The organism is Acidimicrobiales bacterium (assembly GCA_036273495.1).
GTDB lineage: Bacteria > Actinomycetota > Acidimicrobiia > Acidimicrobiales > JAJPHE01 > DASSEU01.
This window is the reverse complement of record DASUHN010000272.1, coordinates 1-11,490: the sequence shown is the minus strand read 5'-3', so window position 1 is coordinate 11,490 and position 11,490 is coordinate 1. Positions and strand designations below refer to the sequence as shown.

Annotated in this window: 9 protein-coding genes; 3 read left to right on the top strand and 6 right to left on the bottom strand. The window is 72.9% G+C overall.

Going from position 1 to position 11,490, the window contains the following annotated elements; translation table 11 throughout:
* The first annotated feature begins 176 nt into the window (after positions 1-176).
* Positions 177-1,361 (top strand): Fic family protein, encoded by a 1,185-nt coding sequence (locus VFW24_11710; protein ID HEX5267430.1) that lies wholly within the window; start codon positions 177-179, stop codon positions 1,359-1,361.
* Between the two features lie 9 nt (positions 1,362-1,370).
* On the opposite strand, the gene VFW24_11705 is transcribed toward VFW24_11710, so the two are convergent.
* The 5 genes from VFW24_11705 to VFW24_11685 all read right to left on the bottom strand — a co-directional run bounded on the left by VFW24_11705 (position 1,371) and on the right by VFW24_11685 (position 10,218).
* Entirely contained in the window at positions 1,371-1,781 is a 411-nt protein-coding gene (locus tag VFW24_11705) for a nitroreductase/quinone reductase family protein (protein HEX5267429.1), read from the bottom strand.
* Between the two features lie 207 nt (positions 1,782-1,988).
* Complete coding sequence (locus VFW24_11700) at positions 1,989-3,158, bottom strand: TIGR02679 family protein (GenBank protein ID HEX5267428.1); 1,170 nt, start codon at positions 3,156-3,158, stop codon at positions 1,989-1,991.
* Positions 3,159-3,258: 100 nt separating this feature from the next.
* Complete coding sequence (locus tag VFW24_11695) at positions 3,259-7,341, bottom strand: TIGR02680 family protein (GenBank protein ID HEX5267427.1); 4,083 nt, start codon at positions 7,339-7,341, stop codon at positions 3,259-3,261.
* On the bottom strand, positions 7,338-8,609 hold the full coding sequence (locus tag VFW24_11690; protein HEX5267426.1) for a TIGR02678 family protein: 1,272 nt from the start codon (positions 8,607-8,609) through the stop codon (positions 7,338-7,340). The genes VFW24_11695 and VFW24_11690 overlap by 4 nt, the downstream gene beginning before the upstream one ends.
* Positions 8,602-10,218, bottom strand: a complete 1,617-nt coding sequence (locus tag VFW24_11685; GenBank protein ID HEX5267425.1) for a TIGR02677 family protein — start codon at positions 10,216-10,218, stop codon at positions 8,602-8,604. Before VFW24_11685 ends, VFW24_11690 begins: the two co-directional genes overlap by 8 nt.
* Before the next feature lie 114 nt (positions 10,219-10,332).
* On the opposite strand from VFW24_11685, the gene VFW24_11680 reads away from it, so the two are divergent.
* Both VFW24_11680 and VFW24_11675 read left to right on the top strand, forming a co-directional pair.
* Complete coding sequence (locus tag VFW24_11680; GenBank protein HEX5267424.1) at positions 10,333-10,803, top strand: hypothetical protein; 471 nt, start codon at positions 10,333-10,335, stop codon at positions 10,801-10,803.
* Positions 10,800-11,198: an aspartyl protease family protein gene (locus VFW24_11675; GenBank protein ID HEX5267423.1), complete on the top strand. Its 399-nt coding sequence runs from the start codon at positions 10,800-10,802 to the stop codon at positions 11,196-11,198. The genes VFW24_11680 and VFW24_11675 overlap by 4 nt, the downstream gene beginning before the upstream one ends.
* A gap of 59 nt (positions 11,199-11,257) precedes the next feature.
* On the opposite strand, the gene VFW24_11670 is transcribed toward VFW24_11675, so the two are convergent.
* Positions 11,258-11,490: MerR family DNA-binding protein (locus VFW24_11670; protein ID HEX5267422.1), on the bottom strand; the 233-nt coding region annotated here is incomplete at its 5' end.

Sequence of the window (11,490 nt, the reverse complement as noted above, 5' to 3'; positions counted from 1 at the left end):
CGGGTGCTCCCGGCGGGGACCGGCGCCCCCGTTGTCGTCCGGACGGCCACCGTCTGGCCGCCGGACACCGTCGTCACGCCGTAGAGATCGGCGGCCAGGATGCCCATCGCCAGGACGGCCAGGATCCGCCCCCATACCGGGCGAGTAACGGACACTTGTAGTAACATCTGTCCGTAATGGTACCGGATCCGGACACCTCGGCGGCGGACCCCGGGTCGGGGTCCGGGGGCGGGGAACCGGGGGAGGAGGTGCCGATCACCTGGCGGGGGCGCCGGGCCCGGGCGTGGGTGCCGGCCCCCCTGGCCAACCGGCGGCTGGACCTGAGCCCGGCCACGGCCCGCCGGACCGGGGAGGCGGTGGCCCTGGTCGGCGCCGCCAGCCGGACGCTGCCCTCCCTCGGGGAGCCGGTGGCCCGGCTCCTCCTCCGGGCCGAGGGCCTGGCCTCGTCCACCATCGAGGGGCTCCGGGTGCCGCTGGCCGAGCTGGCGGCCGCCGAGCTCGACGGCGCCGGGGCCGACGAGACGGCGTCATGGGTGGCGGACAACCTGGCCGTCGTCGGCCGGGCCCTGGCCGACGCCGCCACCTCCGACCTGTCCGTCGACCTCCTCCACGAGTGGCACCGCCGCCTGATGCGGAGCAGTGGTCTCGACCCCGCCCTGGTCGGGGCGTACCGCTCGGCCCAGGGATGGGTCGGGGGGACCTCGCCGCTCGACGCCGCCTTCGTGCCGCCCCCACCCGAGCTGGTGCCCGGGCTGATGGACGACCTGGTGGCCTCCGCCAATCTGGGTGCGCCGGACCCCGTGACCCAGGCGGCGGCGCTGCACGCCCAGTTCGAGTCCATTCACCCCTACGGGGACGGCAACGGCCGGGTGGGACGGCTACTCGTCTCGTGGACGTTGTCGCGGCGCACGGGCACACCGGTCCCGCCGCCGGTGAGCGTGCTTATCTCCCGCGACGTCGGCGGCTACCTGGCCGGGCTCTACGACTTCCGGGCCGGCCAGGTCGACCGGTGGGTGGGGTGGTTCGCCGGGGTGGTGTGCCGGTCGGCGGAGGCCACTGCGACCGTGCTCGATTCCCTCGACCGGCTCATCGAGGATTGGAAGGCCCGCCTGTCCGGGTTGCGCCGCGACGCCCTGGCCCCGCGGCTGGTCGACCTGCTGCCTGCCCGCCCCGTGGTCTCCTCGTCGGTGGTGGCGGTGGAGCTGGAGGTGAGCGAACGCACGGCGCGGCGTGCTCTGGTCGAGCTGGCCGAGGCGGGAATCGTCCGGCCCTACGAGCCGGCCCGCCGGCGCCCGGGCCGGCCCGAGCATTGGTGGCTGGCGGGGGAGCTGATCGAGGCGGTCACGGGCTGGCTGGCCTGAGCCGGCCGGTCAGCGCCTCTCGAGCAGGACGACCGGGATCTCGCGGATCCCCTTGGTCTTCTCCTCGTACTCGGCGAAGCCGGGCATCAGCTTCTTCTGCTTCTCCCAGATCGGGGACCGCTCCTGGCCCTTCAGCTCCCGCGCCCGCACGGGAATGGTGTCGGTGCCGACCTCCACCTCGATGTCGGGATGGGCCAGCACGTTGCGGTACCAGTCCGGGGCCGTCGGGGCCCCGCCCTTGCTGGCGAAGATGGCGAAGTTGTCCCCTACGGGCTGGTAGACGAGCGGGCTCACCCGCTCGGTGGCCGTGCGGGCGCCCTTGTGGTGCACGAGGATCATCGGCGCCCCGTCGAAGCCGCCGCCCACCTTGCCGGCGTTGGCCCGGAACTCGTCGATGATCTTGGTGTTGAAGTCGTTCATCTCGGACACCCTCGCACCCTACGGCATGAGCTGAACCCCGCATTCCGGGCACCACCGGAAGGGTCGCCCGAGGAGACCCTCGAGTTACGGGAAACCCCGTGAGGGACAGCGCCTCGCCTGAATCGACAACAGCCTGCGCCGTGAGAAGGCCGGCGTTAGGGCCAAGCGGACACGATGGCGATCGATTTTCGGAATGGAAGCGGCCTTTCAGCCGACTGAGTCACGAATGAACGCCAGCAGTTGAGAGCGCACGTCCTCCTCGTAGACAGCGACTCCATGCTGCGTCATGACCTGTTGGAGGGCCGGGTCCCACGGCGTCGGCGGCACCGCAGCCTTGAGGGGGGGCCGGTCCCGCATCCCCGACAGCCCCGACAGGTAGTCGGGCGCCCCCATCCGCCACGGCGTGGCACCTGCTCGCTCGGCCAACCACGCGGTGATGGCCACGCCGGCCGGATCGAAGTCGGCATGCTGCAGGACGGGCGCGCCGGCGGCCGAGAGCTGGCGCAGGAGAGTGACGACCGCGACGTTCGGCCGGCCCGAGCTGCAGACGAGGACCGGCCGGCCCAGATCCGGAGGGCCGCTGCCCCCGCCCGCCAGCTCGGCCACGACGGCCGGGTTCTCGACGACGAAGACGGGACTCTCGGGACTCTGCGCCCGGACCGGCCAGCGCCGCAGGTGCGCCAGGCTGAGGACCACCGGTTCCGAGACGGCAGCGACCTCGGCGATCCAGTGACCGAGGGGGGTGGTGGAGTCGGCAGGGAGCCCCAGCGCGATGACGGTGGAGGAGTGCGGGTCGGGGGCCACTCCGACCGACTCCCACATCATCCTGGTCTCCTCTGCGTTGGTAGGTCGCGGCGACCCGCCGGCGGTCGCGATCCCCTCCAGCACGATGGCGGCCAGGAGCGTGCCGTGGTCCAGGGCGTGGGGGCCGTCGGCATAGTCGGCTGCCAGGGACGACAGTGGCACTCCGTCACCGGGTAATGAGTCCAGAACGGCCAGGGCGCGCTCAAGGCGGCGCCTGTGCACCGTCACCCCGCCTCGTGCGCCTCGCAGCCGCTGGGCTTCGACCCAACCGGCCATGCGGGAGGGGTCTGAGGAAGAGAGTCGGAGATGGGCGGCTCGCTGTGCCAGCCATGTCCAGAGGGCATCACGATCCGCACGGTCCTGCGATCGCGCGGCCCGCCGGTCGGGAAGCGGACCGCGCAGGCCCTCGACCACCGTACGCAGCTCGTCGGTGGTACCGATGCCGAGCGCGGTGAGCAGTCGTTCAACCGGGAGCCGCCGTCGGGCCGCGGGGAGGCGGTCCGATCCGAGGAGATCGGCCAGGGCCTGGCGCGTCGAATCGGGAAGACCGCTCAACGCCAGCGTCACCGGCATCGGACCCTCCGACATGCGCCGGGCCAGCTCGTCGACGATGGGGCCGAGATCGGCCCGGCCCAGACGAACAGCCGCTCCCTCGGTCACGCCGCCGGGACCGTCAGGCCGCGTCGGGATCGACTCTCTGCACCCGGCCGTCCCATGTGAAGCGGGTCGAGGTCACCGGCTCCGTACCCGTCGGCGGGTGCAGGTGGTGGATGGCGATGCCGTCCAGCGTGGCGTACTTGCACCACTCGCTGTCGCTGGTGAGGACGGCGTCGAGGTCCCATGCGGTGAACGTGCCGAACAGCTGGGCCCGGTTGGCGCTGTCCACTCCGGCAAACAGCTCGTCCAGCAGGATCAACCGCGGGCACTGCGACGGCCGGCCGTCCGGGCCCGTGTAGTGGGCGGCGACCGAAGCGATCATCGGCAGGTGGAGCGCAATCGAGCGCTCCCCCGTGGAGAGTCTCTGCAACCTCTTGAGCGTGGCGGGCTGGAAGCCCTCCCAGTCCCGGTGTCCCACCTGCAGGGTGAAGCGGTGCCACGACCGGTAGTCGAGCGTCTCGCGGAGACGGGCCTCCCACGGCGCGTTGGCTTCCAGCTCCATGCGGGCCTGGTCGACGCGGGCCCGCACGAACGCCTGCAGGGAATCGCGCTCGGCGTCCGAGAGGTCGGCGGGATCGCGCAGGAGCAGCGATCGAGCCGCCTTGACGGCGTCGAGCTGCTCGGGATCGACATCCCAGCGGAGCCGGACCTGCACCCCGCCGGCCTGGGTCCGCACCGATCCCAGTTGGGCGTTGATGGCGTCGACCAGATCGTTCGCCTGACGGATGCGGTCGGCCAGGGCCCGGCGGACGCTCCCGGCCAGGGTCTGCTCGAAGAGCTGCTCCTCCTCGGCGGCCAGCTCCGCCCTGCCCTGCTCCAGCTCGCCGGCCAGTGCCGTGGTCAGGTCCCCGGCCGTGAGTCGCATCCCACGGACGGTCGTGCGCAGAACCCACCACTGGCCATCGTCGACGTAGTGCCGGTCGACGTCCACGCGGGCGCCGAGAGCCGCCTGGGCCTGGTGCACCCGCTCCCTGACCCGCTCGGAGAGGCGCTCGATTGTGGCGGGATCGCTGTTGGTGTCCTGGTGCTCGACCGCCACCGAACGGGCGAAGCCCAGCACCGCCGAACCGGTCTCCAACCTGCCCTCGGGTTGGATATCGGCGTCGGTGCCCAGGTCGTCGAGCGCCGACACCAGCCGACGGTGTGCCACCTCGCGCTGGTCCTCGGCGCGCCCCCGCTCGTCGGCCGCCGTCTTCACAGTGCTCTCCAGCTCCCCGACCTTCCGTTCCAATGCGGGGATCAGCTGGCCCAACTCCCTCTCCCGACCTCGGGCCGCGCCCCTGTCCTGGTCCAAGCGTGTGATCCGGGCCAGGAGCTCTCCGAAGTCCACCCCGACCGACGACTCCAGCGCCGCCACCCGGCCGGCCAGCTCGTCGGCCTCCTGCCGGGACGCCGCTGCGGCGCGGGCCGCGAGCTGAGCCGCATCCTCCGCCCGGTTGGCCGCGCCCCCGGCCTTCACCTCGTCGCGCTCGGCTCTGAGCAGCTCCCGCCGGCGCCGGCCCCAGGCAACGACGGCCCCGGCCGCGGCCGACAGCGCGGCGTCCACCGCCGCCAGGCCCTCGGCGTCGGTCGGGAGAGCATGGCGGGCCGCCAGGACTGTGAGCTCCCGCAGGGCGTTGCGGACCCTCTCCTCGGCGTCCCGCAGGGCCGACCGGGCGGCGTCGAGGCGGGACACGGCCTCGGCCAGGCGGGTGGCGGCCACCGACACCGCCTCCTCGGCCTCGTTGACCGGAGCAGGATCCGGTAGGGCCGACAGCTCGGCGGTCACCGCCGACCGCCGGCCGTCCAGAGTGACGCGCCTGTGGACGACGTCCGCCAGCCGGGCGTCGACGGCCGCGATGGCTGTGTCGAGCTCTTCCAGCCGAGCCAAGCGGTGGCGCTCGCGGGCCGGCGCGCCGAGGAGGCAGGCAGGACGCATGGCGCCCCTCCCGACTGCCGCCCCCACGCGGTAGGTGCCGTCGCGGCCAACGGCCACCTCGGGACCGGCGCCGTCCGCGCCCGCCGGAACGGGCAGCGCCGTGTCGACCAGCGGGATCGACGCGAGCACCTCGGCCACGACCGCAGTGGGCACGCCCGATCCGGACGCCGCGGAGTCCTCCACCCCCTCATGAGCACACGGCACCACCAGCGAACCCAGCGTTTCCGCGCCAGCCGGGCGGGCGGTCAGCACCACGTCGGCGCGCTCGGGCCCGAGATCCACGCTTCCGTCGGGCTGCACCCAGGCGTCGAGGAGCCCGGTGCCGGCCAGCGCCGCCTCGAGGCGGTCCACCTCGCTGTCCGGCGTTCCCGGCCTGGGATCGACGAGCGCCCACAGCGGGGCGCCCGCCAGTGATGTCCGGTCGCTGCGCCACACCGGGGCCTCCGGCTCCGGGAGCCGCTGCTCGGCCCAGCGGGCCCGCTCGGCCGACAACCCGTTCCGCTCGACCTCCAGGCCCTCGCGTTCCGCCTCGAGCTCGCGTCTGGCCAGGGCGTTCTCGGTCTGCAGCTCCGAGGTCAACGCCGCCACGGCGTGTCTGACCTCGCCGGGCACCTCGGGGGCCTGGGGCAGGGCCGCTGCCACCCGCTCCGCCCCGATGGTCTCGCAGCTGCGGGCCCAGTCCTCGACCGCCAACCGGTAGGCGGACACCGCGACCGCACGGTCCGACACCGCCGAGTCATGTACCGCCCGGCGCTCCTGCACGGTGCCCTCGTCGTCAGCCACCCGCTCCTCGTGCACCGACCGCTCCACCACGGCGCGTTCGTGGCGGGCGAGGGCGGCGCGCACCTCCTCGATTCGCGCCCGCCGGGCGTCAACCCATGCCTGAACCAGGCGCTCGGCGTCGTCTGGCTCGCCAACCGACAGCGCTTCGGAAACGACGTCGTCGGCGCCGGCACCCTGGGCGGCCCACCGGACCTCCCGCTCGGCCAGCTCCTGGTTGGCCGACGCCGTCACCAGGAGCGACCGGGCCTCCTCGAGCTCCTCCACCGCGGTGGCGTGCTCAGCTGAGCGTGTCTCCGCCAGTCGCGTGTCCCGCTCGGCAACCTCCGCGAACCGCTCCGCCTGCCTCCGCAGGTCCGCCAGCGCCGCGCCCCGCTTGTAGGCATCGGAGTCCTTGAGGGCGTCGATCTCGACACCGAGTTCCACTTCGCGCGCCGCGATGGCCGCGCGTTCCGCTCCGGCGGCATCCGCCTTCTCCCGGGCCACATCCAGCTCCTCCCTGGCCCGGCGCTCCTCCCGGGTGACGTCGTCGCGCCGGGTCTCGGCGGAACGCACGGCTGCGGCCGCTCCCACCACCACGGCCCGGGCGTAGTCGCGCTGGCGGGCGGCCAGCAGGCGCACGTTGGCCAGGTCCGACTCGAGGGCAGCCAGCTCCGCCCTCCGGCGGTCGAGGCGCTCGAAGCCCTCGGCCACGGCGGCGATGTCGTGGTCGTCGATCGGGGGCAGGGCCTCGGACAGGACGCCCGACAGCTTCTCCAGATCCAGATTCTGCGAGAGCTTCTCCTTGCGGAGGGCGCGGAGAGCTCCGACGACTGACTTGTAACGGTCGGCCGTGAAGTCGGGGAAGAGGACCTCCCTGACCGCGGTCCGGTGCTCCTCGGCCGAGTTGTGGACGCGACCGGTGGAGCCGATGGCCTCGACCAGCGCTCGGCGGGAGAGGGCGGCTCGGTTGTCGTCGAGCAGGTGCAGGTCCCGTCCCACGGCCAGCGTGGTTGTGAAGAAGTCGGGGTCGGCCCGCCGGGTGGCCTGCGACCCCCTGATGCGCGCTCCGACCGTGAAGACCTCGTCCCCCCGTGAGAACTCCACCCACGCGAACCCGGTTCGGCTCGACTCGTCCGAGCCGGTCATCACCCGGTCGAAGAGGGTGCCCCGAGACTTCGACGCCGAGCTGAGCCTGTCCGGGGAGGAGTCGGCCTCCAGGAGGAACGGGAGCAGCAGCTCCAGGGCCATCGACTTACCGGCGCCGTTCGGCCCGCGCAGCAGCAGGCGGCCGCGGTGGAAGGTGAAGGTCTCCTCCCAGTACCGCCACACCGAGATCAGGCCGGCGCGGGTGGGCTGCCAGCGCGGCGCGGAAGGAGAGACGATCTCCGGCTCCGGTACCACGGTGAGGGTGTCGGTCATGGGCCTGCTCCTTCCAGCGCCGGCTCCTCCGCCGTGCCGTCGTCGAACAACGAGGCGGCGCGGTGCACGATCGGTTCCCCGGCCCGGTAGCGTGCCAGTGCCGGACCGGCGCACACCGTGCCGTCGTCCTCGCGGCGGACCAGGCCGAAGGCGGCCAGCAGGTCGGCCGCATCGCGGGCCAGCCGTTCGGGACCGCCCTCGTCCCGTTGGCCGCGCGCCCAGGCGGGGAAGCGGGCCAGGACCGCATCCACCTCCTGCTTCAGCTGCCCCGGCGTCAGCCGGCCCAGCACCCGTTCGCCATCGGGACCCTCGGTGACCAGGCGGTCGACGAGAAGGAGGGCCAGTTGGTGGGCGTTCCCCATGGCCGCCGGGAACTGCATGTCGGTTGCGATGCCATCCGGGTCGACGGCCAGCAGGCCGTCCGAGCGCTCCTCCAGCTCGAACCCGGCCTCCTCGATCCGCTCCCGGATCCATCGGCGCCCACTGATGCTGGCCAGGTAGGCGGCCTCCGCCGGTTCGAGCTCCGCCGTATGCACGACAGGATCGTCGAGCACCCGACGTCCCAGTCGGTGGCGGGCCCAGCGGTTGCGGGACTCGTCGCTCTCGTCGACCTCCCCATCTTCGGCCCGGGTGCCGTAACGCGGCTCGTCGAGCAGGCGGTCGACGGCGCCGGCGCAGTCCAAGTCAGCCAGGAGGGAGCTCGGGGCGGCCGGACTAACCAGAAGCCGGTGCAGCCGCGCCGTGTCGGCGGTCAGCAGAGCGTTGGCTTGCGCGCTGTCCATGAACGCGTCGACATCCCCGGCGGTGGCCTCCAGCACGCCCCAGCCGATCAGCGCCCTGAGGGCGTCGACGAACGCCGTCCGCTCCCCATGGCGGCTGGTGTCGAGTGAAGCGTCACCGGCGACTGCCGCGGCGAGGAGACCGACCGTCGTCACCGGGTGCCTCACCAGCTCCGCACATACGAGACACAGGAGTTGGTAGCGGCGGCGGTCGAACGGAGCCTTCTCCCCGCGGGAGCGACGGAGGGGTCGGGTGTCATCCAACACCGCGGCGCGCTTGGCCAACCGGGCGAACCCCGCCGCCCCGTCCACCGTCAGCGCCCACCCACAGGTCTCCTCGAAGTACTCGGTCAGCCAGGAGGCGTGCCGCGCCACGAGCCGGAAGGCGTCAGGATCGTCGGAAGCGTCGAGCAGAGGCGCGGCCAGCAGCCTGCGCACCGCCACCGACCGCTCCCGGGCTAGGTCCTGATCGAGTCGCGACTCAGCCACTGGCGGCCTCGAGCTCGTCCATCTCGGCCGCCGCTGTCTCTTCGCAGCCCGCCGAGCTGCGCTGCACGCCGCCCGCGGAGCTGACGTCATCGACCAGTCGGATCGACACCAACAGATCGGGGCCCTGCAGCACGCCCTCGTCGGTGGTCAGCGCAGCGCGTCGGCCGTCCCCCGGATCGGACAGCACCACCTCGACCCGTCCGTCCGCCGACAGCGCCCGGCGCGTCCCGTCCGTGCCGACCGGCGCCTCGAGGCCGGCGGCCAGCAGGATCAGCAGCTCGGCGAACTCCGCTGCCGGCAGCCGGCCGAAGCTCGAGAGCCGCGCCATCCCTTCGGTCGTGAGTGCCTCCTGCACCGCGTCGTGGGCGGCCAGCGCCTCGGCCTGGGCCCGCTGCCGCGCCGCCCGGACCTGGCGCGGGTCGGCCACCGGACTGGTCCGGCCCCGGTTCGACAGGCTCCCGGTGGTCCGCAACGCCGGCGCCACCTCGACGGGCTCGGTCTCCGTCCACGAGCTCGTCGGCGCCCGGGCCTGCCCGTCGGTCGCAGGCAGGTGGGCATGGCGCGCCGGCCACAATCCGAATGCCGCCGCGAACAGCCGGTGGGCCTCCCGCTCCCCCGGAGCCGCCGCGAACCACCGCGCCAAGGCCCGGAAGTCATGGGCTATCGAGGCAGACCGCCGCCGGCTGTCCCAACGCCGCTCGAGGACCCGCAGCAGCTCCACGATGGCGGTGCGGGCGATTACGAGCAGTCCCACAACCTGTGCGGGCGAAGCTCCCTCCGGCACGAACCACGCCCGCAGCGCCTGCCAGCGCTTCTCGCGGTCCGCCAGCCACGCCGGCGCGGGATCATCGTCGGCAACGGGCGCGAGGTTGGCCCCGCTCAGGGCGCGGTCGAACACCGTCGCCAGTCCGAGGGACTCGACCCGCTCGATGGCCGAGGCCAGGCGCCGCTGGGGGCGCTCGACCCCGGTCACGTACTCCTCCAGGTAGGTCACCGTGCGGCGTTTCACATCGGCGAAGACCTCGTCATCCGTGCCGTCCTCCCGCAGCAGGCGCTGGAGGTGCCCGTTGAACTGGCGGACGCCGTTGACCAGGGCCGTGAGGTGCCGTTCGATCTGGGCCAGCTGGATGTGGATCCGGGCGTCCACCTCAGCCGAGCGGGGCCGGGTGGCCAGCTCAGCGAGCACGCCGAGGTCGTCCCCGATGGCGTCGAGCACCGCCGTCTGCAGCCCGACGGCGTGGCGGAGGGCCTCGACGGCGTGGAGCAGGCCGCCGACCGCCGCCTCCCCCCGAGGCGTGAGGGACCACTGCAGGTTCTTCCGCTCGAACTCCTCCGGGGTGGCGTACCGGGCCGAGTGGTCCTGGGTGGCCTCGAGCAGGCGCCACCGGGTCAGCGCCTTGAGGGTCTGGTGCAGGACGGCGTCGTCCGTGGGCTCGTCCCACCCCGCCCGGGCCAGGGCGGCCCGGACCTGGTCGAGGTTCATGGCCGGCGCCAGCACCGCCGACTGCTCGAAGGCCGCCATCACCGCCACGTGGAGCGGCGCGAGGTCGGTCGTCGTGAACCGGAACAGGTCCGGATCGACCGCTCTCCAGGGCCGGCTCTCCGCCACGGGTTCGACTGTAAGACGGGGGTGTGACAAATGCCAGAGTTGTAACTACAGGCCTCAACGGTTGCTCGGTCGCGGGTACACTGTAATAAGTACAGATCAGAGAGGAGAGGTGCGGTGGTCGCAGCGCGGATAGCGGGGATCGACTTCGACCTGACGCCAAGCGAGGTCGAGGAGCGCCTGGTCCGCGTCGACCCCGAGCCCATCCGGGACCACTACGCGGTCGTCGCCGGCCGGCGCTACCCCGTCAAGCAGGTCATGGGTGCCGTGACCGGCCTAGACCGGGCCGACTTCACCACCCACCAGGCTCGAGCCGTGCTCCGGCGTCTCGGATTCGGCGTCTACAGACGCTCTTCGGCCTCGGTCACGCCGGAGCCGGCTGCCCCGGGCCCGAAGGGAGGCGCCGAGGCGGCGCTGCTCGGCCCCTACATGGGCCGCTGGGTCGCCCAGGTTCCCGGTGAGATCCTGTTCGACGCCGAATCACCCCAGGCCGTCCTCGCCTGGCTCCGCCGCCACAACCTGCGGGCCAGGGTGTGGCGCGTCCCGGCCACGCCGGCCGAGGCGGGGTCGTCGCTGTCCGCCCCGTGATCGTCCCCTACACGGAGCTGCCCGAGGACGCCGGGGACTGGCCCCGAACCCTCCTGGACGTCACCGTCGCCGACCTCGACGAGGCTGTCTTCCCCTGTCTCGTCGACAGTGGGTCCCTCAACACGCTGCTACCCCGCTGGATTGCCGAAGCTGCCGCCCTCGACCTGGCACCCGCCGAGGCCCGCACCCTCCAGGTGGCCGGGTCAGTCACCGAGGCGGCCCTCTTGCCGGTCTCGCTCAGTGCCGCAGGTCACACGTGGGAGGCGCCGGTGGCCTTCTGCGACCCATGGCCCTACGTCTGGGGGCTCCTCGGCCAGTTGTCCTTCTTCCGCTACTTCACCGTCACGTTCCGCGCCACCGATTTCGAGTTCGAGGTCGTGCCCACGACCGGCTGACGGTTGGCGGGCACGTCGCCCCGCGTCTCCGCGGAGACGCCCGGACCTCGTTTGGCTGGTCAGACCAGCTTGCGGGCGCCGGGGCCCTCGTTGCCGCGGACGTCGTCCGGGTTGTACAGCCGGCACCGGTCGATCGAGAGGCAGCCACAGCCGATGCAGCTGTCGAGCTCGTCGCGCAGGTCCTGGAGCCGGCGGATCCGGTCTTCGAGGTCCGCCCGCCACGACTCCGAGAGCCGGGCCCAGTCGGCCCGGGTGGGAGTCCGGTTGTCCGGCAGGGTGCCGAGAGCCTCCC

Coding starts and splice junctions, on each gene's coding strand:
- VFW24_11710 (HEX5267430.1), top strand. CDS start 177: ATGGTACCGGATCCGGACACCTCGGCGGCGGACCCCGGGTCGGGGTCC.
- VFW24_11705 (HEX5267429.1), bottom strand. CDS start 1,781: ATGAACGACTTCAACACCAAGATCATCGACGAGTTCCGGGCCAACGCC.
- VFW24_11700 (HEX5267428.1), bottom strand. CDS start 3,158: ATGCCGGTGACGCTGGCGTTGAGCGGTCTTCCCGATTCGACGCGCCAG.
- VFW24_11695 (HEX5267427.1), bottom strand. CDS start 7,341: ATGACCGACACCCTCACCGTGGTACCGGAGCCGGAGATCGTCTCTCCT.